Origin of the sequence: Paenibacillus alba (genome assembly GCF_013204855.1) — a bacterium.
GTDB classification, from domain to species: domain Bacteria; phylum Bacillota; class Bacilli; order Paenibacillales; family NBRC-103111; genus Paenibacillus_E; species Paenibacillus_E alba.
Genome location: NZ_JABMKZ010000013.1, coordinates 41,768 through 60,262, shown reverse-complemented (window position 1 = coordinate 60,262; position 18,495 = coordinate 41,768). Strand labels below are relative to the sequence as shown.

27 protein-coding genes are annotated in these 18,495 nt (G+C 43.6%); 1 reads left to right on the top strand and 26 read right to left on the bottom strand.

What is annotated here, in order from left to right; all coding sequences use genetic code 11:
• Positions 1-294: 294 nt before the first annotated feature.
• A complete protein-coding gene (locus tag HQN90_RS17680; RefSeq protein WP_173221046.1) occupies positions 295-615 on the bottom strand; it encodes a DUF5316 domain-containing protein in 321 nt (106 codons plus the stop codon).
• Positions 616-748: 133 nt separating this feature from the next.
• Complete coding sequence (locus HQN90_RS17675; protein WP_173221044.1) at positions 749-1,546, bottom strand: cytochrome c family protein; 798 nt, start codon at positions 1,544-1,546, stop codon at positions 749-751.
• Positions 1,547-1,802: 256 nt separating this feature from the next.
• On the opposite strand from HQN90_RS17675, the gene HQN90_RS38820 reads away from it, so the two are divergent.
• Complete coding sequence (locus HQN90_RS38820) at positions 1,803-2,006, top strand: hypothetical protein (RefSeq protein ID WP_246362562.1); 204 nt, start codon at positions 1,803-1,805, stop codon at positions 2,004-2,006.
• Between the two features lie 73 nt (positions 2,007-2,079).
• On the opposite strand, the gene HQN90_RS17670 is transcribed toward HQN90_RS38820, so the two are convergent.
• From HQN90_RS17670 to HQN90_RS17555, 24 genes are all read right to left on the bottom strand, one after another.
• Positions 2,080-2,865: a DUF1906 domain-containing protein gene (locus HQN90_RS17670; RefSeq protein WP_173221042.1), complete on the bottom strand. Its 786-nt coding sequence runs from the start codon at positions 2,863-2,865 to the stop codon at positions 2,080-2,082.
• A complete protein-coding gene (locus HQN90_RS17665) occupies positions 2,862-3,320 on the bottom strand; it encodes a phage holin family protein (protein WP_173221040.1) in 459 nt (152 codons plus the stop codon). The genes HQN90_RS17670 and HQN90_RS17665 overlap by 4 nt, the downstream gene beginning before the upstream one ends.
• A gap of 67 nt (positions 3,321-3,387) precedes the next feature.
• Positions 3,388-3,546 (bottom strand): hypothetical protein, encoded by a 159-nt coding sequence (locus tag HQN90_RS17660; RefSeq protein ID WP_173221038.1) that lies wholly within the window; start codon positions 3,544-3,546, stop codon positions 3,388-3,390.
• Positions 3,543-3,758, bottom strand: coding sequence for a hypothetical protein (locus tag HQN90_RS17655; RefSeq protein ID WP_173221036.1), 216 nt, complete (start codon positions 3,756-3,758; stop codon positions 3,543-3,545). The genes HQN90_RS17660 and HQN90_RS17655 overlap by 4 nt, the downstream gene beginning before the upstream one ends.
• Positions 3,758-5,227 carry a hypothetical protein gene (locus tag HQN90_RS17650; protein ID WP_173221034.1) on the bottom strand — a complete coding sequence of 490 codons (1,470 nt, stop codon included), beginning with the start codon at positions 5,225-5,227 and terminating at the stop codon, positions 3,758-3,760. The genes HQN90_RS17655 and HQN90_RS17650 overlap by 1 nt, the downstream gene beginning before the upstream one ends.
• A gap of 14 nt (positions 5,228-5,241) precedes the next feature.
• The gene (locus HQN90_RS17645; protein ID WP_246362560.1) at positions 5,242-5,862 is read right to left on the bottom strand and encodes a hypothetical protein; all 621 of its coding nucleotides are present in this window, start codon (positions 5,860-5,862) and stop codon (positions 5,242-5,244) included.
• 17 nt (positions 5,863-5,879) lie between these two features.
• Entirely contained in the window at positions 5,880-7,055 is a 1,176-nt protein-coding gene (locus HQN90_RS17640) for a baseplate J/gp47 family protein (protein WP_338042342.1), read from the bottom strand.
• Positions 7,012-7,389, bottom strand: a complete 378-nt coding sequence (locus tag HQN90_RS17635) for a DUF2634 domain-containing protein (protein WP_173221030.1) — start codon at positions 7,387-7,389, stop codon at positions 7,012-7,014. Before HQN90_RS17635 ends, HQN90_RS17640 begins: the two co-directional genes overlap by 44 nt.
• Positions 7,377-7,766 (bottom strand): Gp138 family membrane-puncturing spike protein, encoded by a 390-nt coding sequence (locus HQN90_RS17630; protein ID WP_173221028.1) that lies wholly within the window; start codon positions 7,764-7,766, stop codon positions 7,377-7,379. Before HQN90_RS17630 ends, HQN90_RS17635 begins: the two co-directional genes overlap by 13 nt.
• Positions 7,763-8,551, bottom strand: a complete 789-nt coding sequence (locus HQN90_RS17625) for a phage protein (protein ID WP_173221026.1) — start codon at positions 8,549-8,551, stop codon at positions 7,763-7,765. Before HQN90_RS17625 ends, HQN90_RS17630 begins: the two co-directional genes overlap by 4 nt.
• Complete coding sequence (locus HQN90_RS17620) at positions 8,548-8,868, bottom strand: phage baseplate plug family protein (RefSeq protein WP_246362558.1); 321 nt, start codon at positions 8,866-8,868, stop codon at positions 8,548-8,550. The genes HQN90_RS17625 and HQN90_RS17620 overlap by 4 nt, the downstream gene beginning before the upstream one ends.
• Entirely contained in the window at positions 8,856-9,305 is a 450-nt protein-coding gene (locus HQN90_RS17615) for a phage baseplate protein (protein ID WP_173221024.1), read from the bottom strand. Before HQN90_RS17615 ends, HQN90_RS17620 begins: the two co-directional genes overlap by 13 nt.
• Before the next feature lie 19 nt (positions 9,306-9,324).
• A complete protein-coding gene (locus HQN90_RS17610) occupies positions 9,325-11,505 on the bottom strand; it encodes a phage tail tape measure protein (RefSeq protein WP_173221022.1) in 2,181 nt (726 codons plus the stop codon).
• A 36-nt stretch (positions 11,506-11,541) separates the two neighbouring features.
• Positions 11,542-11,739 (bottom strand): hypothetical protein, encoded by a 198-nt coding sequence (locus tag HQN90_RS17605; RefSeq protein ID WP_173220919.1) that lies wholly within the window; start codon positions 11,737-11,739, stop codon positions 11,542-11,544.
• On the bottom strand, positions 11,723-12,013 hold the full coding sequence (locus tag HQN90_RS17600) for a hypothetical protein (RefSeq protein WP_173221020.1): 291 nt from the start codon (positions 12,011-12,013) through the stop codon (positions 11,723-11,725). Before HQN90_RS17600 ends, HQN90_RS17605 begins: the two co-directional genes overlap by 17 nt.
• A gap of 12 nt (positions 12,014-12,025) precedes the next feature.
• On the bottom strand, positions 12,026-12,421 hold the full coding sequence (locus tag HQN90_RS17595; protein ID WP_338042341.1) for a phage structural protein: 396 nt from the start codon (positions 12,419-12,421) through the stop codon (positions 12,026-12,028).
• 13 nt (positions 12,422-12,434) lie between these two features.
• Positions 12,435-13,448: a DUF3383 family protein gene (locus tag HQN90_RS17590; protein ID WP_173221018.1), complete on the bottom strand. Its 1,014-nt coding sequence runs from the start codon at positions 13,446-13,448 to the stop codon at positions 12,435-12,437.
• Between the two features lies 1 nt (position 13,449).
• A complete protein-coding gene (locus HQN90_RS17585; RefSeq protein ID WP_173221016.1) occupies positions 13,450-13,941 on the bottom strand; it encodes a phage neck terminator protein in 492 nt (163 codons plus the stop codon).
• Positions 13,934-14,266, bottom strand: a complete 333-nt coding sequence (locus HQN90_RS17580; RefSeq protein ID WP_173221014.1) for a hypothetical protein — start codon at positions 14,264-14,266, stop codon at positions 13,934-13,936. Before HQN90_RS17580 ends, HQN90_RS17585 begins: the two co-directional genes overlap by 8 nt.
• On the bottom strand, positions 14,263-14,742 hold the full coding sequence (locus HQN90_RS17575; RefSeq protein WP_173221012.1) for a hypothetical protein: 480 nt from the start codon (positions 14,740-14,742) through the stop codon (positions 14,263-14,265). Before HQN90_RS17575 ends, HQN90_RS17580 begins: the two co-directional genes overlap by 4 nt.
• A complete protein-coding gene (locus HQN90_RS17570; RefSeq protein WP_173221010.1) occupies positions 14,739-15,296 on the bottom strand; it encodes a head-tail connector protein in 558 nt (185 codons plus the stop codon). The genes HQN90_RS17575 and HQN90_RS17570 overlap by 4 nt, the downstream gene beginning before the upstream one ends.
• Before the next feature lie 14 nt (positions 15,297-15,310).
• A complete protein-coding gene (locus tag HQN90_RS17565) occupies positions 15,311-16,477 on the bottom strand; it encodes a phage major capsid protein (RefSeq protein WP_338042340.1) in 1,167 nt (388 codons plus the stop codon).
• 40 nt (positions 16,478-16,517) lie between these two features.
• On the bottom strand, positions 16,518-17,120 hold the full coding sequence (locus tag HQN90_RS17560) for an HK97 family phage prohead protease (protein WP_173221006.1): 603 nt from the start codon (positions 17,118-17,120) through the stop codon (positions 16,518-16,520).
• Positions 17,107-18,390, bottom strand: a complete 1,284-nt coding sequence (locus HQN90_RS17555; RefSeq protein WP_246362556.1) for a phage portal protein — start codon at positions 18,388-18,390, stop codon at positions 17,107-17,109. Before HQN90_RS17555 ends, HQN90_RS17560 begins: the two co-directional genes overlap by 14 nt.
• Positions 18,391-18,495: the final 105 nt, after the last annotated feature.

Genomic DNA, 18,495 nt, shown 5'->3' with positions numbered 1-18,495 from the left:
ATTCCTTCTAAATTAATATATGCCCTCTAACCATATACCAGTATTGGGCGCCAGGCACTATATTCAGAAATGAAAACAGGAAATTCGATAAGAAGTAAAACAAATAAAGCCTTGAAGGAGAATTCCCTTCAAGGCTTTAAAAATATTTAAGGATCGATTATTTCATCCTCTTCCCATACATTACTTAGTTCCGCTCTCATCACATCCTCGTAATTGATCCAATCCCAGTCCTCTCACCGCTAAATGGATCGATTCTCCCATGCATTAGGCGCAGCCAAACTTTATTAATGTGGACTATAATTTGTTGGAATTCAAGATATACGAAATGAAAAATAAAATAATGTTTGGAAGGCAGAGTTGGAAAAAAAATGAAGAGTATTTTATTCTAGCCAATCTGTCTTCTTTATTTTCTCGGTCAAAATTCGCTCTAATTCTATCACCATTTAGAAATGCTCCTGATAGTATAGCAGCTATTATCAAGAAACCAGCTCCAACCCACCCCGATAGCTTTTTGCATAGTAGTAAATCTTGTTTTAATAATGAAATTAAAACAATCAGTATAGAAATTGAAATCCCTATTACAATCGGATATTTCAGGAATTTAAGAGTATTCATTTTTCCACCCCCCTCTTAATTTATAAGGTTGTAGTCTTAAATAACAACAGTACCCCCTATATAAATTATATAAACAAAACAGCAGGCTGCAATGATTATTATTTCATTGTAACCTACTGTTTATTTTTCATTTCTACACGTCGTTATTCGCAAAACTAAAAGTCCATGTTGAACTACTTCTTTTTAAAACTATGGATTGATTTACACCTACCGTATACCACGAACTATCTGTAGTGCTTCTTGAAATATACTTCCAAGAAGTAGGTGCAGTATAATCAAAAGTTAAGCTTATGTCTGGCAAATCTATCGTATTATATTCTGCTTGACTTATTGCCAAGCCACCACCTTGAGGAATGCCGGATGATCCATAATTAATCGTTCTTTTACCAAATGTATAAGTGCCGTCAAGTCTAGTCCATCCGCCAGTAACTCTCGTGATTTTTCTGAACTCACTCCCACCTGAAGTAGTATACGAATAATAAAATGTAGAATATGCCTTAAAGCCAAGAGTATCGTCTTTTCCATCTTTACCTATACTTCCGTCAGATGCAAGGATACTAGCACGATCTAAATCTTGATTAGTCACGTCAGCAAACGTTGTAACAGCATATTCACCTTCAACTCTTCCATCTTTATATTTCTTTTCTTTTAATTTTTGGGTAGTATGATATGTTTTCGTATCTGTTTGATTACCTTTTTCATCTTTTAAAACACCCTTAATGCCCCCAGTTTTTTTAATACTTTGGTTTTTTTCCTCCTGCACCGCTTTATCATACAAAATGTCTACATCGGTAATCTCATTCGCGCTGTAAATAATCTCTGCGCCATTATCTTTTTCTGTGTTTAACGAATCAGCAGCAAATACTTGAGAGGAAAGAACAGATACAGATAACAGAGCCACAGCAAGAGCAGATTTAAATATTTTCTTCAATTCCAACACTTCCTTATTTTGTTTTTTTTGAAACTATTTAATATAATTCTATCATTTTCTCTATATTCCTTTTTTTCCAATATAAAGAAATCATAAAGAATATTTAATGGTTTCTTTATTCTGTTGTAATCGATGGGTAACCAAAGAATTAAAGCGATAAAGTAATAGCGATCGAACTTTCCTGATATATACTTTACATCAATAGTTATGGTAGACTTTGGATAATTAGTAAGATAACTTAAATGGGGTTGATCCTATGAAGTTTGGTTTGAGAACGCCTAGTCTAAAGAAGCGTATAGCAGCTAGAACTAGTATAAAAAGGCAAGTTGTACACCGACTTGGAATCAAGATGCCTCGTGGTTATGGGTGGCTAAGAAACCCGAAAAAGGCAGCTTATAACAAGGTGTACAACCGGACGAGCTTTGATATTTTCAAGTTAATTAAAAAGCTGTTTAAATAAAAGAAGCCCTCTCTCCTTTATAGGGAAAGAGGGTTTTTGAAATTCCCAAGCGCTTGCGAATTTGATAACTACTTTACTCTTCGGGCTGCCCCGATGCCTTCCGCAACTGGTTTGATAACCAATTGTAATATTTCTGTTGATCCTTCAATGCTATGACTGTATTTTCAGAAGCACCAACTTTGCTTTCCTCGGCGTGCTTCCAGTCTGGTTTAATCCACGTGTTAATGATCGTGTTTGCTACACCACTATCAAGTGTTGCCTGCTGTTTAATCGCCATTCCTACCTTCCACCCTCCCGCATCACCGTTAGATTCGTTTCGGTCAATTCCTATTCCGTTCACGGTGACATCATTTTCATATTGGTAAATGCTGTTCTGTTCAAACACTTTCCCTCGGCTCCAGGCATATGTCTGCATGAGCTTTTTTGCTACGCCCCGCTCGTGCATCGCTTTAACCACACTATATGAACCATACACGCCTAGTTCGTAGCCGACGATCTCGGCATCGAACGCCCTCATATACGCCTCAATCACGCCGTATTCGGCTGGCTGCGCGTCATAGTCAACCGCAGCATAGATCACTGTACCCACTGGCTGTCCTACTTCTCTAGCCAATCTAATCGCTTGCTTGCCATCTTCTGTACCTGCTGCGGCCCCACCTTTGACACGATCCTCGTTTCGTTCGAAGAATGACACGATGTAAAGGCCGACAGCAGTAATTAGATTCGCCTCTGCTGGAGACATTCGTTTCCATGATCCTACCTCCGCTAGATAGCGCCCAACGAATTTATACCCCTGATCAACAAAGAGAGCCGCTGTTTTGGCAGTCAGCGGCGTTGCGCAATCAAATCCTTTACTCATTTGCTTCCCTCACCCTTCTGCTTTAATTGTTCAAGTGCGTTTTTGATTGCTGGAGGCCAAGGCAAACCTAAGTTACCCGAATTCTCTATCAGGGACAACCCTTCTCGTCCAGCATAATAGAAAATGGCAAGTGTGCGAAAAATAGGTGCTGTGCCGCCTAAAAGCTGATCAAGTTGTATAGCAATAAATACAACCAAAAGCACGATACCTTTCCTGATCCCGCCCCAGAACATCACATCGCTATATAAGTTCTTTTTTTTGATCGCTCCAAGTACCCCAGTCAGATAATCTCCCATCATCAAATAAACAAGTATACTGATATATCCGTCCCAGCCACCCAGCTGAGAAGCGATAAAAGTTCCAACACCCGCAGTAATGCTGGCTAATGTAATTTCTTTGCCTGTTGCTCCCGCAGCTGCTGTGATAACGTTTGAAGCGATTAATTTTACGTCCATAAAACCTCTTTCTGCCGTATATCGGCTATTAATTATTCCAGCCAAGGTGATTCCCAATAGGTCTTGCTCATATCTGCGGAGAAACTGTAGCAATGTAATCAACTACTGCTTTCTTGTATTCCTCGTTGGTGATCTCATCTAAAGTGTAGACTCCAGCAGTTTTTGGGTTTATTCCGCCACTCATGATACGCTCTGCTATTACCTGAACCACTAAAGGATTTGTCATAGAATACCTCCGCTTAATTCGTCTGATAAAAGAAGTAGTTGGTCTTCCAGACTCTTGATATATTTCTCTTGGGCATTATCATTAAATACTAGGGATTTATTTTCCGGCAGGTCATAATCGCCTACTAGAATCTTATCTTGGTTCGCTGCTATAATTTGATTACGTTCTTCCGGAGTTCTAAATGTGAAGGTAATTAATGTATTCTGGATCATTATCTACCACCCTCTCTGAGATTTGAAGCATTTGTAGGAGAAGTTAATGTGTTTGTGATAAGAAAGTTACCTACGGTAGCTCCTCCTGAGGAACTCGCGGCTTTGGCCCAGACCTCAATTACGTCCCCTGAGTTTACTGTTACTGCTAAACCTACTGAAAGGCCTGGATAAGGTTGATTCGTGTAATAACCATCAGTATTGCCAATTGGTGAACCATTTTTATAAAGCCACAGGGTTGCATATACCCCATTGTTATATGTGTTACCGAGGTTCATAGAGATCGATACCTGTCCAGTTATGTTAATTTGGGCAGCTTTCACGAGCTCGGAGGAACCATTGAAGTTCTGTATATATTTGGGAGTAGGTAAAGACACATAGACGGGTTTTGTCAGGTTTCCAGTAACACCAAAGATGCTTGTACCAGCTGCAATGTTGGCAGCTAAAAAGTTTGGATCAGCAGCTTGTAATTGTGCAACTGGCATATTAACCTCAACATCGGCGCCACCTGTACCCGACGAACCCACTAAATATGCACCTTTATCTATTCTTGCGTATATCCCACCAGAAATAGCGACACTTTTAGGCGTGATATATCCATTACCCGAACGATCTGGCATCGCCCCAGCCGTCCCAGCAACCGTTGTTCCCACTAATAATTTTGAAGCGTCAACGGGAACGGCAGCTACATAGCTGTTATTGTGAAAACCGTTAGCGATTGGCACATTTCCGTTTGAAGGCGTGTATACTTGTGCGCCGTTATTTGTCATTGTCCCCGTCCGTTTTGTTTTGAAATCGGTATTATAGTACGTTACTCCCGCTAACACTTGCGAATCAGCCGCTGTTCCAGACCCTTGAAGTGTGCCTGTGATTTTCGATCCTACATACGCCGTCTTCCCGACATATATGTCTCCAGCGGTGGCTGTTGCATCTGTACTGATCGCACTTATTTTCGCTGCCATTTGTGTAAACGTATCACTGCCGGTTGAAGCTTGATTCTTGCCAGTAATGGCGGCAGCGACCGCATTCTTTCCGCTACTGACAGAGGACTTTAAATTCTCTACTTCCGCTTGAACGCTAGCCCCGCCAATGAACGCAATTTCATTTGCATTGTGATAATGAGGAGACGGTGGGAACGTACTCGGTTTGTCTGTGATGTTGGCCCATGTCGGTGCGGTAGGTGCGGGGATCGTGTCTACAGCAGCTTTCAGGGCTTTCATTGTTGCGATTTGATCCGTATTCGTACCTGCTACCGCTGTTGGAGCCTTTGGAATTCCGGTAAATTCTGGCGAGTTAAGTATCCCTGCCAATTTTGTTCTTAATTCTAAAATCGACTTATAAGTACGATTAAAAAGCCAATTGAAGTAACTCGCTGGCGGCTTGTCTTCTGGTTGCCATCCACTTGTTTTCTTGGATGCAGGCGGTTCGGTCCCATCTGCCTGCCATTCTGGTAGTTGTTCATTAAATTCCATTGGATAGCTCCTTTCTAGATTGGTAGATCTGCATCGTCGCCAGGACTGTACACAGCTCCGAAATATCCACCTATCAAACCCGAATCATTCGAGAATCCTGCTGTCGGGCTTATTTCTGTTTCGGTACCACCGGCAAACTGAAATGTACCCGTGAGCTCTATAGCCCCTACATGCACACCCGCAGCGACTGTACGCTGAACAATCCTTCCAAATTGTGACGGTGACATACCCGCAGCATTAACGAATCTTATGGGAAGCCTGATAACAGATATGGCCGCTGGCTCAGGGTTAATCGGATCATTCCATAATTCACGTATTTCAATGTCTGACGGCGGACACGCCAGCGCTGTTGAAAGCACTCGGATGATTGTGTTTATGTCGCCTGTCGAGAGATTCCTGGCGATCTTCGACTTGATCAGAATACGGTAGACTTCATCCGTCGCGACACCCCTCGCCTGAGCAACGTTTGTCCCGATCCTATCCAGCGTCGCACCTTGTGCCTGATCAATGTCTCTCCACGACCTAACGCGGTTCTGTGTCTCCTCCAGCGCTTGCAATTGCTCTGTCAGAATTCCAAGCAGTTTCCCGGTATTTGAAATGGGGTCCTTCACGAATACGTCTGTCAGGCGTTGCATGATCGTCTCAAGTGTAATCATGATGTATGCACCACTGATACCATGCCGTATGCCGTCTGTGCGACCTGGTTTGGGGCGATGGATAGGTTTGATTTCGTCCATGTAACGCCATCCATGCTGATCTCAGGCACTACATCCTCAATTCCCTCGACTGCGTAGGCCAGTGCATAGAGGCGGGAACACACCACATCTTCGCCCATATTCAGACCCACGTAAAGCGTACCGTCCATATCCTCCCCTCCGATATATCGGATCGCCGCTGTCCGAAGTTGGTCGTCGCCATCTCTTGGATAACTTGCGGTAGTTTTTACCGCAAAGCGCACGTTCATCCCAATTTCATCTGCACGCGAAAAATACATAACATGATTAAATCCAGCGTCGTCCTTCACAGTGACTGATACGTTACCGTAGGGTTCAATGCCACCTGCTTTGGTATCTAAGATAGCTTGACCTATATCCGCATCATTCCCACCCAGCACATACGCCTGAAAGCACTTGGGTGGGCGCCCGTCGACAGTCAATATTGAATAGTTTTCGATGACTGTAGCAGCTCGCACTCCGGTGACACTGAGCAACGCAGCTCGGATTGAGCCGACTGTCGCCTTTCCTCGGCCTTCTGAGGAGATAACAAACCTGTCGCGGAATTCCTTGTCGGTTTCTTTTTCTCTCCCACCTGCTGTTTCTGTTGTATTACTAGCAGCTGTTACGCTCACTGTCGGATTAACGATAGTCTTAATTGTCCCCGCTGCCAGATTGCCGCTGCGTCCTGGAGTAACGGCCTGAATGGTTGCTAACGCAGTTCCATCGCTTCCAAGCGTGACTGACGCCGTCGTTTCAAATAGACTGCTTCCCGCCGCTACACGGAAACCTAATGGAATGATCGCTCCATCCGTACCAGTGATTCGCAGCGTACCAGTCGCCTTTGTAGCTTGAATGCGTGTGATACCACCGTAGGGGCCTAGCCTGTCCAAGTTTGGACCTGTCGCCGTATTCACATAAGCGCTGTTGTATACGTCCTCGCTATTCTGCCAAGCTCGTGCCAAGAACCACGCGAACAATCGAAGCAGAACGCCCATGACCGAACGTTCCGAAGTATTGATATTTTGGCCGAATGCGTCTTTGGCCTTCGCTTCCATTTCCGAAAACAGATCATCGAACCGTTTCCGTTTGAAGCCTGCGCTGTCCAGTGCCACCTTCAGCCACCTCCCCACTCGTTCCCATGGCCTTAAAATTAACTTCGCTTTGGCGTGTCTTTGTATCTAGGTTAATGTCAATCGTCTCTATCGTAGCAATGCGTGGTTCTTGCCGAAGTCCTATGCGTACCTGTTCTCGCGCTGCTTCTTTACTTACGTTCTTTCCATTCAACTGGTCAAAGTCGATGCCAAAGGTAGGGTTTAAAAACCACTCTTGTTTTTTGGTACCCAAGATGATTTCACAACATTGCGCGAGTTCGTCGCCGCCATCTATTAAAACAATATCATTATTCTCAATTGTCAAATCGCCGTTCGTCAACTTCAGAGACTGCATGGCATCACCCCCACTATGACAGCGTCATTCTTGCTATGCTTCCGCTTTGAATCTGACGAAGCGATCTGGCCAGATAGCACGTTTTTGATTTCTTGGTCTGCACACACCACAAATACCACATCGCCTATGCGAAGAGATGGCTTGCACAACTGCTCTGCTCCGCTAATGATCAGCTTTTGTCCAAGCGCTGGTACGTTTTGAATAATAGCAGGATCTTTATCGGTAGTGCGGATCAGTGGTTGTATGTTAGCTACACACCGATCCAGATCAAAGGAAATGACCTTACACGGAAGTCCAACGTGAAGGTCATTAAGTGTTTTGGCTATGAGGCCCATGACAAATAAGTTTGCAGCAGATCCGGCATCCGTTGTACTCAAGGGAAGATCCCCTCCATTTCTGTAATAAAGTCTGACCCCGAACATTTGTGAACACCTTTGCGTATGTGAAACGTTCCATTATACTGTTTTGAATTAAGCTGAATCACCGATGCTGTTGTAATTCGGTACTGAAGCTGTGACTTCATATTAAGACCTTTGAAATTTTCGTCTTCAAAATATTCAGGGGAGCCGATCAGACCCGTTTCCGAAGATAAATTAAAGACCGCATCGCCACCAATCCGCAGATTACGGATATAAAGTTTTCCTTTGTTTACATAAGCACTCGTCCCGCAGTCAGCAGCCACCTTCTTAATGGTCTCCGTCACCTCTCCGTTTGCTGTATACCCTTCCTCATAACGAAAGTCTTGGTTCAGTTCGAATTGCGCTATAGGAAGTCCCAGAACAGATGACATATCCCGCAAAATGTAACTAGCTAACGTACCTGGAGCATAGGCAATATCCTTCGTCTTCCGACTCGATAAGTCCTCAGAATCCAGCACATAAATATACGTGATACGGTCGATACCTTCACGTTTCGTAAGAACTTTTGAAATAAAGCCGTGAAGGATGACACCAACGTCGCCTTCGTATCCGGCATTCATGACCAAAGTTTCATTTCGTATGATTCTCGAGATCGTAGAATCTGATAAGTTCCATATTTTGATTTCGCTCTCGTTGGGGAGCGGAGTGTTGTCAAAGGGCACAGTAAACTCGACCCCAAATTCATTATTTGTAAAGCTCATATTAGCTGTCATCACCTCAGCTACCCGCCCAAAATTCCTCATGTATCACTATCCTCATATACATTTAGAAACACCGTTTCACTTAATGTGGACCAGTTAAGCTCTGTTTCCCTCCCAGAATCATCTAATGGGACGATCTGAACTTTCGGAAATCTTGAATCTGCAACGTCATTAAAAAGCGGCACGCCATAAACGATTTTTTCTCCGTAGACTAAAGATTCCTTGTTTTTAAAAAGATCAATCGTGAAAAAATCGAAGTCCGTAACATAATGGACTTCGATTTCAAAGAGCTCTTCAGCGAGTGAAATCTCAAATTTATAGGGAATCATAGATTTTTCAATTTCAATTATTCTTCCCAAATCGATTTCCCTCCCTTGGTCCCAGTTTTTTTCTTCTCTGTAATTTGCTTTCTGCCAGAACTAATCACGGGGGCAACCTGCGCGCGGATTGGAGCTGGTAGCGTTTCGACATAAGATGACCGCGCTACTCGGATTTCCTTTAGAGTTGCGGTAAATGATAGACCATTTGCAACCTTGTAGTCGTGCGTGCTTTGAAACTGAGTAATTACACCTTGAAAATAGTTTCGTCCCACGAACTCGATCATAGATCCTGTTGTTTGCAGTTTTAAAATGGTTTCACGTGTTTGTGCCGCTGTCTCACCCACGATAACACCGCTTATATTCATTGTCCTTGGTTTCGGTCTTATATGGTCTGTAACGTCGATACCCTCTTCAACTGGTTGGTCTGTGGCTTCTACTTCTGAGGAGGGATCTTCGGATTCTACTGTGATATACATACCGTTAATCGTGGCTATATCAATTCACCTCGATCGGAATGCCTTGCCTGCGCATTGCACTCTCGAATATTTCTTTCACTGCTTGCTTTACTTGCTCTGCGATATCCTGAGCGACTGTTGAACTACCTCCTTGTACTGTGACAGTGATGACGGGATTGACCTCTATATTGGTTATGGATGCATTCCCAGATGCAGTTGCTGGAGCCATAGTGGAAGCTGCGCTTCCTACGTATGCGCTATCGCTATATGGGTCTGTGACAGCTTCTGATACCTTTTCGGATGCACCTAAGACTCGATTTTGACCGCCTTCTAACCCTTCTGCCAACCCCTCCGTTGTGAAAAAACCAACTTCCATCATGACGCGTGAAGGTGAGTGAATACCGAGGAAATTTTTGATTCCGTCAGTGATGCCACCTGCGATATCTTTGACAGTGTCCCATACTACGGTTTCCATGCTCGTAATTCCATTGATTAGTCCTTGAATAACGTTCTTCCCAATGTCAAAGAGATTTAGATTATCTAAAAATCCAGTAATGTTGCCCCATATATCCATAAAAAAATCAGATACAGATGTAAAAACTTCAATTGTGAATGACTTGATTTCACTCCAATATCTGATGACCAACATGACTAGCGGCGCAATCGGTCCGGTCAACAGCGCGAGTGCATACGGCCAGTACTCAGAAAAAAAGCTACCAATGGACGTAAAAACACCAAAAATCCAGTCTTTGAACTGTCCCCACTTTTGTCCGAGCCAAGTTGATATATCTCCCCAATGCTTGAAGACGTAGATAATACCAACTATCGCCGCTGCCACTCCAATAGCAATAGCAATGAAGGGAATCCACGGAGCGATAGCCGCCCATCCTGCTACTGCTGACGCCCACTGTGCAGCAATCCAAGCACCCATTGCGGGTAGGACAGCAATGAATATTATACTTGCAAATCCCGTTAAAGCTGGACCTACATAATCCATATTATCTTTCAGGAATCCAATCGCCTTACTAATGCCATTGATTGATGCTTCAAGTCCTTCTCCGAAAATATTTACAAACTTCTCGATCTGCGGTAAAGCGTTCGTAAATCCGTTGGCCACATTAGTTACGAAAGCCTCGATATTGGGAAAGATCCTACTAGCCATTTCGTTTAGCTTATCTCCTAGCGGAGTAAGCGCCATGGTCATATTATTTTTTAGTACGCCTATCTTATCTCCAAACGTCATGGAGTTATTATAGGTGTCATCAATTAACCCTTTGGCACCTTGCATATCCTTAACCATGTTACCAAGCTCAAAGCGGCCCTCTCGAATGGTATCCGCCATATCAGGTCCTGCTTTTGCTCCGAAAGCTTCCATGGCTAATGCTGTCGCTTCCCCGGCTGATTTCGCTTCCTTAATTTTCTTTATAACAATATCGAGACCTTTCTTTGTATCCTTCACGCCAGCCGCAGACATCTTGCCCAGTGCAATCCGAAGAGAACCAGCGACAAGTTCTGTATTAACGCCTTCGTTTGCCCATTTGCCGAGCATGGCTGCTGACGTATCGAAGTCAAATCCCATTTGTCGTAACGGACCACTAAACGTAATGAGCTGATCGGAGAGAACATCTACGCCAACTCCTGTTTTTTGTGAAACAAAGAATAACTTATCCATCATCTCGCCGCCTTTGTCAGCGGAAATACTCCAAGCTCCCATAGCACGCGGGAAATTTTTCCCCATCACGTCCGTACTTACACCTGTGAGTGTATTGAGACTGAGTATCTTCCCACTCATATCCTCCAGGCTTTTTCCTGTAGCTTTTGTGCCTTTGCTGATATCAGCCATAACCTTAGCGACTACGCCCAAATCATCAGGGACGGTTGACCCTAAATTCCGATAGCTTTGCATAATGCCATCAAGTTCGACGCCTGTTGCTCCTGTGCCAGCCTTTATAATGCGCATAGATTCCATGGACTGATTAGCGGCGTGCATAGCAGCCCCACCTATCGCAGCAAATCCAGCAACGACAGCTCCCCCAACAATACCACTTACTATACCGATTGATTTACCAAGTCCCGCAAACTTACTTGTTGCCTTTTCCGCTTCATCACCGGCAGACTGGGTTTTGCCTTTGAGTTTTTCGACATCCTGAGTGGCCTTATATAACTCATTGGCCTTGACCTTAAATCCAATCCCGAACGTCATGTTGCCTATGGCACCCATGCAGTAACCTCCCTTCTAAAGAGGAAAAAGCGCCCACTAGGAGCGCTTCTTTTCTTCTGTACTCTTCTTAACCATTTCAATGTGAATATCGAGCGCTGCGTTCGCTTCAGCGATATCATCAAGGTCCATGCGGTCCAAGTCGGTGTATGTGATATTCATATCACTTAGAAGTAGGCGCCACATTCCCCAGTTACGTTCAGCTCTCTTTCGCGCTTCATCATTGCTTATTGTCATCGTTTTCTACTTCGTCATCATCACCTTCGAGAAACCGATAAGCTTCTGTGATGACGTCATTAAATTCTTTCTTACTTTCAAAAGAGTCAAACGTTAATTTAGGAGAAACGATAACATGCTTCATCATTTCCTCCGCAATTTTTTCCTCTTGCGGAACACCAAATTTATTCTTAATGCGATCGCTGATCTGCGCAGCCGCTCTCACGCCAGGGAATTGAAATCTGTACTCTTTACCGCTTTTGGATGTATACGTTTTTTGTTTAAAATTCGTCATTACTCATCTCTCCTATTCCATTTTCAAATCTAATGCTTGAAATTCGTACTCGCGGTCTTCGGTGTCTTTGCCATATTTGCGATCTGGTTGTTTCTTAACGTAAGCCTCAGTTGCCGTTGTGGTTTCTTTTGGATCATTCGCGGATATCACACTGATCGGAACCATCTCGCCACTATTCGCCAAGCGATTCAAATATGCAATTTGTGGGCTTGTCTGCTGCAAAGTGACTTTCATAGTGCCCAAAGAGTTATTAATTTTTGTGCGCACGGCATCGCCTTGCGCCCCTACCTTCGCTTCAAAATTGTCCTCGTCTTTGGATATCTCTACCATACTTTCGGCAAAGCCAGTGAGGTATACACCACCGACGATAACGGATACGCTTTTCGGGTCATAGGTTTTTGTTGCCACGGGCTACCCCTCCTTAATATTTGATGACACCTTTGATTCTAGTTTCATGTATAGCGCCTGCAAGCTCAAAGAAAAAAGATCCATCGTTATAGGTACGTGCTGCGCGGTCAGCTGGGTCAACATCCTCACGTGGTTTGAATGTAGTTCCATAAAGGCCAATTCCATCCTTGTCCGATGCAATCATTCCTTGATTATGCGCTCTTTGAAGCACGGTTTTTACGGCGCTCTCAATCTGAGCAATACCCGCGGCTGTGTATGGAACCTTAGGCGCATTGTTAAATAATTTTTGAACTTCGTAACCGATAGAAAACTGGACATAATCTTTGGCGTGAATGATATCAATGTACTCACCACTAACAACCTTGCCCTCACTAGTCACATCGTCACCCGCCTTCGTGACGTATGTGATTGCTCCAAGAGCGTGGATGGATGCAAGCTCCGATGCTGAAATATCCATCGGGGTAATTCCCTTTAGTGTCTTGAACTTCCAAGTTATACTGCCTACCGGTGCAGAACCTGCTGCACCAATCAAAGTAGCTTCGGGATAGTTCGTAATAGTTGCGTGATAAAAGACAGTTGTCTTCGTGTATTTCTTTGCCAAAATAGTAGACAAATCGTCTTTTGTACTTGATCGTGCAAAGAATTGATGTGTACCATCCAATTCAATTGCATCGGCAATCACAGTTACGTCTGCGATTAGAGCTGAAGTGGAAATGAGGAAATACCAATCCTTTTCAATCACTTTGTCAATTCGCTCTGCAATGGTCTCTTTTGATGCGGTGCTATCCCGGCAAGTAATGGCTATGACAGCCGGTGCGTTATCACCTTGTGCAAAGATGGATGCCGCAGCTTTATATTCCTCAGTTGTAGTGTTGAAATCTACTTTAACTGCGGTTAAACTCAAATACTCTTTGTATTCAAATCCCCCAGCTTTTGTGCCTAGAATCAATGGCTTTCCAAAGCCCAACCTTCCAACAGGCTTTTGAATATCAATCGTGACGGTTACATCACCCGATCCTTTTGCCACTCTAACCCCTCCTTATTTCTGCTTTTTCAATAAACGTATTGGCTGCATCTACAATATTTGTGGCTCTAAAGTCCACATCAAAACCGTTCCGGCGCTCCCATTCGTCGCCAACCTGTACATCTCGATTGTGGATATCACCCACATCTACTACAACAACATTCGCCTTTTGTTTCAGTTCATCGTGTCCGATAAATCGTAGCCAATCTTGCGCACGCATGGCGTTTGTAACGCTGTCCGCTTTACGAATCGCATAAGAATTAAAGCTAACCGTCATGGTCGGTTGCTCCGAATAATGTTCGATAATGTTGCCGTCCTCACTGTCCGCTACGGTCATGCTCGGAAACCCTTCAACAATTCCTGTTGTAATGAAGTTGTAGGTTAGAAAAGGGTACGGTGGGATTTCTGCTGCTGTGTCGCTCTCAATTACAGGCGTCCCAAGGTATGCATACAACCCACGGACAATGGTTGAGCGGATAAGATCGAAGTTAACCATGTGTACTCACCCGCTTCGCAATGTACTTGTTGAAATCAGCAAACTCCGAGTAATCGGCCTCTTGATCTATCGTATGTCGCCCACCCTTATGTTCGATTATGTCGCCTATACGCAGGGGATTTAATGAATATATCGTCTTGTCGATCATTGTGTAGCGTCCACCCTCGATCTGCATAAGTTTAGAGTCGATTGGTAGAATCGGCATTTTTGCTTGTGTTCTTTCTTCCTTCTTTACCGCTTCACCGTCAGCATTCCATTCATTTTTTATTCGAATAATCACGCAAGCAACAGAGTAACGGCGAAGCAAGTCTGCGAATCGGATCATTTTTTCGGATTCACCTCATATCTAATAGCGTCATGAAGCTCTTTCGTATCAATCAACGGCTTTGCGCTACTCCCTTTTTTTCGTGAGATTGTAACTGGTAATAGCGGTGGGTCCTTAATCTTGTCGAAGTACTCCAAGACTTTGTCCATAGCCGCTTGCCCAACGATCTCCATGAAATCACGAACGTTCTTGTCACCTTCGATGACTCCAGTAATTTCGTTCTGCATCGTCTTACTAATAGTGGATTTGTATTTTTTGAGACCGGCGCGTAGGAAGCTACGTTCTGGTATACCAGCCTTTACAGCACCGTACTCATGTATAGCTGCCTTTTTGACCAATTCATCAGAACCAAACACACCTACAATGATTTCATCTTTCCGAATCTCCTTGATTATGTCGAAGATTGCAGGAATACCTCCATCGTCTTCTATGAAGTAATTTGCACCTTTCAGTACCCTTTTGCGCTTCTTACTCATACCCAACGCCCCACATATGGATTGATCAAAGCAATAACAGCAGGAGGAAGACTCCCAGTGTCGTCCGAATAGGTGATGTTGATATTGTCCACCCGCTCCGATTTAACACCGATAGGCGACCGAATCCATTGTTGTACTAGCATGATACAGGCAAACTCAATAACTTCTGGAAGTGTCCTGGGCAAATCTGTTGTCTCCTCGCCTGGGAGCACATATCCTGCCGTATAATCAACTCTAACGCTCCGTTCTTCGCTAGGCCAACCAGAAGCACGAAAAACTAAACCATCTTCTGCAATATCGAAATCAGTGATTGGCCCATTAGGAACAGTTGCTGTTTCAATACTGATCACGGGGTAATTCCTTAGCACAATGTATTTCGAACCAGCTCCAGCATTCACTCTTTCGGAATACGCCTGCTTGCGGAATGAACGTTTGCAATAATTCTCAATAGCCTGCGATGCAGCCATGATTTGTAAAAGAAAATCCCCGTCAGTAGTAAAATCACCTTCGGGGATGGACATTAAATTTTTAACTTTCTCTACTGAGGTAAGCATGAGCGTTCACGCTCCTATGCAATTGTGATTTCACCGTAAACCATAGCTTCGTCATCCCACTTTACAACGTCCTCGCGGTCAATCACTCGGGATTTAGTTGTATTTGTCTCAAATGCTTTTCCACCGATGTTAGTCGTTAGAATAGATAGTTGTTGGCGGTCAAACAAAGCTACGGAAGACTGCAAGTCTCCTATGATAATTGGCGCTTTCTTTGTAGCGGTTGGCAATAGACGATTAGCCATGACCACAACTGGCTTGCTATCAAATAGCTTGCGATTAGGTTGCGTTGGATCTGGTTGTAAAATATAACGGCCCTGTCCATCTTTTAGCGTGTCTAAATAGTTATAACCATCTTGGTTAGTCACAATAATTGCATTCATTGCGACCATTGGATCTAATTCAACGTTAAGGACTTGTTTAATTCCATCTAATCCGGAAATTGCTTTTTTTGAAAAAGTCTTCATAATCGCCAAGATTAACGAGTTGTCTGTGATAATTTCCTTACGCCCGATCCACTGAGAAATAAATGACATGATGTTCTCTGGAGAATCAGCAAGCAAGTTATTTGTCAATGTCATAATTCCGCCGTAATCTTGGATCGTAAATGGAACTTGCCTCACTTTCGGATTATCCAAGTCAGCCAGCTCCGTATTTTCTGCGGAAATTTTCGCGAGTGGTGTAATGTCTGCGAACTTTTCCAACACTCGGGAGCCCGCGTTAGTGGTCACCGGAATATAAGAAACGTAGTCGGATAGAGCTACGAATTGACGTTTAACGGTGTTAATCATTGTTTGAATGTCTTGGGGGATTAAAAATCCGCCATCTTCCCCGCTGGACGATGTCATAGCACGTTTTTCCTCAAGGATTGAACGTTGCTGACTTGTCAAATCGCGGCCACGCATTAATTGAATGAATGAATCGCGGTGTTCAAGGTTGAATTCTTCATCGTTACGTTGTTGGTTCGGAACAATGACAGGAGGTATAACATTGGGAGCTGCGCCCGGCACAATCAATCCCTCAATACTGCGAAGTGTTTCAATTTGTGTAGTTAATGCCTCTGCTTCCTTAATGATTGTACGAGCCTCATCTGTCTTCCCTGCTTCTACCAGACTGCGAGCTTCATTCCTCTTTGTCTCTAGCAGCTGACGCAACTCTTTTTCCTTATCTGTCAAAATAATCACTTCTCCTTTTAATGTGGGTTTTCGAAATAAAAAAAGACCGTTAGAGGATTCCTAACAAGTCGATTTCAATAAGCAACTTTTCTTTTTCCAATCGGCGATGTTCTTTCGTTGTAATACCTAGCTGTTCAACGCTGCGCTTACTTACCTCACTGTCCAGGTATGCTGGGAATGGGGTTGGTGATATCTCCCTTAAATCAATATCAAGTAGCGTCCTCTCATAAACGTCCTCTTCTTGTAAATAGGACCATGAATCCCCACGAACGTTAAAGCCAAAGCTAACACCGTCCACATCACCTCGTTGGATAGATTCAAATGCATCTTTCCCCCAAGTGCTGTTAGGTAAGTCAATTTCAAAATGCAAACCGACATCATCTTCCTGAAGCCTTAAGGTTTTATTTTTGGAAGATCCCAAAACAAAGTCAGTTCGGTGATTCCACAGGGCTATTATTTTATTTTCCTGCAAGCTTTTCAAAAATGCGCCTTGTGCTACCCGCTCATAGAATTCGCCATAAATCAGTTGACTTCGTTGGTTGAATTTCACCACATATCCACTAATGCCCATTGTATTGTCGCCTTCACTCGCAGCTCGGATTTGAAACTCCGATGCTTGTAAATAACGAACTTCTTTTTTACTCCCCACCATTGCCACCTCCTTTCCCAAGTCCCGCTTTGAGCATCTGATATTTTTCTAGATTATCGAGTGTAGTGTAGTTGAGGCTTACAAGGTGCTTATCTCCCATATCACCCATGTTGTCCTTGTCTTCCATGTCGCGAACTTCATTGATATTGTATACACCCATTCCAATCATTTCTTTATAGAAGGCAGCGCGACTTGTACTATCCCCTCGAAGCTCGCTCATTACATTAAACTTGGCATAATAAACTTTCCGCTCCGGTGGAGAAAACATTTTATAGTGGATCTCCTGCTCCCAGTTCACAAAAATGGGCTGTAATGTACTTTTCACATACTCCCCTGATTGGTTTTCCATGTTGCTAAACTTAGCTCCATCCAAAACGCCTAGTTTATATCCTGGAATTTTATAAATTTTCGCAACTTCGGATATTCCAAATCTTTGCGTTTCAATGAACTGTGCATCAGCAAGCGGCATTCCTAGACTTTGATAATCCATTCCAGCATCTAATATCGCTATTTTGTGAGCATTAGTAAGGCCGCTCTGTAGCTTTTGCCATTCTTCACGAGCTTTATCTTTGGCAGGCTTATCTAGTTGTGTAGGAATTTTTAATATTCCGCTTGTTGTCGTACCGTTAGAATAAAAAGCCCCTAAGAACTTCTCAGAAGATTGTTGAATGCCGATTTTTTCTCTAATTACTGAAATAGGCGTAATTCCCTTAAGCCCATTGGTGCCGATTGCTTTTAAATGGAACACATCACTGGCGCGAAGCTTACGTTGTTCACCATTGCCAGCTTGGGGGATTGTGGTTACATACCAAAGATCTCCTGTTGTTGGATCAAATCGGATATCGGTCAGGGCTGGATGCATCGGATATAAAGCAGCCGGTCGGCCGTTATCATCCCATTCGATGAAAGCGTAGGCATTCCCCCAAGTCGCCATATGCAACATCATTGTTTCTTTGAACGTATACGCACTCATATACTTGTTTGGTCTTTCACCCAGTAAGATAGCCACTGGATGCGAGCTATCACGCTCCAACCCGCCTTTTTTGCTACGGTAAATCTGAATTGGTAGTTTCCCAACATCGCCACCAAGGATACTGGCACAAGTGTACACGTTGCTATTCAGAATGGCTGTTTCGGGTGTAACGCGCTCCCCGCTCTGTGTCTTTGTTCCCCCCATAAGGTCGAGTAGCCAATCTTTGGGATTGGTGAAGTCAGATTCATAAGGAAGATCGACCAAGGCACCTCTCTTTTCAAACATTCGCCGGAAAATCAATTAATATCACCTCCTTTTTGGTGGCCTTCTACTCAAAATAAGACCGATCATTAGCAGAATAAATCCGAGTGTATAGTAACCTGCTATCATATTTAAATGGAATGT

What these genes read in the sequence shown, in the direction of transcription:
- HQN90_RS17635 (WP_173221030.1), bottom strand. Translation starts at nt 7,389, where the DNA reads ATGCAGTCTCTGAAGTTGACGAACGGCGATTTGACAATTGAGAATAAT.
- HQN90_RS17645 (WP_246362560.1), bottom strand. Translation starts at nt 5,862, where the DNA reads ATGCAACGCCTGACAGACGTATTCGTGAAGGACCCCATTTCAAATACC.
- HQN90_RS17575 (WP_173221012.1), bottom strand. Translation starts at nt 14,742, where the DNA reads ATGAGTAAGAAGCGCAAAAGGGTACTGAAAGGTGCAAATTACTTCATA.
- HQN90_RS17625 (WP_173221026.1), bottom strand. Translation starts at nt 8,551, where the DNA reads ATGAGGAATTTTGGGCGGGTAGCTGAGGTGATGACAGCTAATATGAGC.
- HQN90_RS17615 (WP_173221024.1), bottom strand. Translation starts at nt 9,305, where the DNA reads ATGTATATCACAGTAGAATCCGAAGATCCCTCCTCAGAAGTAGAAGCC.
- HQN90_RS17560 (WP_173221006.1), bottom strand. Translation starts at nt 17,120, where the DNA reads ATGGTGGGGAGTAAAAAAGAAGTTCGTTATTTACAAGCATCGGAGTTT.
- HQN90_RS17650 (WP_173221034.1), bottom strand. Translation starts at nt 5,227, where the DNA reads ATGGAATTTAATGAACAACTACCAGAATGGCAGGCAGATGGGACCGAA.
- HQN90_RS17585 (WP_173221016.1), bottom strand. Translation starts at nt 13,941, where the DNA reads ATGGTTAACTTCGATCTTATCCGCTCAACCATTGTCCGTGGGTTGTAT.
- HQN90_RS17665 (WP_173221040.1), bottom strand. Translation starts at nt 3,320, where the DNA reads ATGGACGTAAAATTAATCGCTTCAAACGTTATCACAGCAGCTGCGGGA.
- HQN90_RS38820 (WP_246362562.1), top strand. Translation starts at nt 1,803, where the DNA reads ATGAAGTTTGGTTTGAGAACGCCTAGTCTAAAGAAGCGTATAGCAGCT.
- HQN90_RS17660 (WP_173221038.1), bottom strand. Translation starts at nt 3,546, where the DNA reads ATGACAAATCCTTTAGTGGTTCAGGTAATAGCAGAGCGTATCATGAGT.
- HQN90_RS17570 (WP_173221010.1), bottom strand. Translation starts at nt 15,296, where the DNA reads ATGCTTACCTCAGTAGAGAAAGTTAAAAATTTAATGTCCATCCCCGAA.
- HQN90_RS17580 (WP_173221014.1), bottom strand. Translation starts at nt 14,266, where the DNA reads ATGATCCGATTCGCAGACTTGCTTCGCCGTTACTCTGTTGCTTGCGTG.
- HQN90_RS17600 (WP_173221020.1), bottom strand. Translation starts at nt 12,013, where the DNA reads ATGACGAATTTTAAACAAAAAACGTATACATCCAAAAGCGGTAAAGAG.
- HQN90_RS17680 (WP_173221046.1), bottom strand. Translation starts at nt 615, where the DNA reads ATGAATACTCTTAAATTCCTGAAATATCCGATTGTAATAGGGATTTCA.
- HQN90_RS17670 (WP_173221042.1), bottom strand. Translation starts at nt 2,865, where the DNA reads ATGAGTAAAGGATTTGATTGCGCAACGCCGCTGACTGCCAAAACAGCG.
- HQN90_RS17655 (WP_173221036.1), bottom strand. Translation starts at nt 3,758, where the DNA reads ATGATCCAGAATACATTAATTACCTTCACATTTAGAACTCCGGAAGAA.
- HQN90_RS17605 (WP_173220919.1), bottom strand. Translation starts at nt 11,739, where the DNA reads ATGACAATAAGCAATGATGAAGCGCGAAAGAGAGCTGAACGTAACTGG.
- HQN90_RS17610 (WP_173221022.1), bottom strand. Translation starts at nt 11,505, where the DNA reads ATGGGTGCCATAGGCAACATGACGTTCGGGATTGGATTTAAGGTCAAG.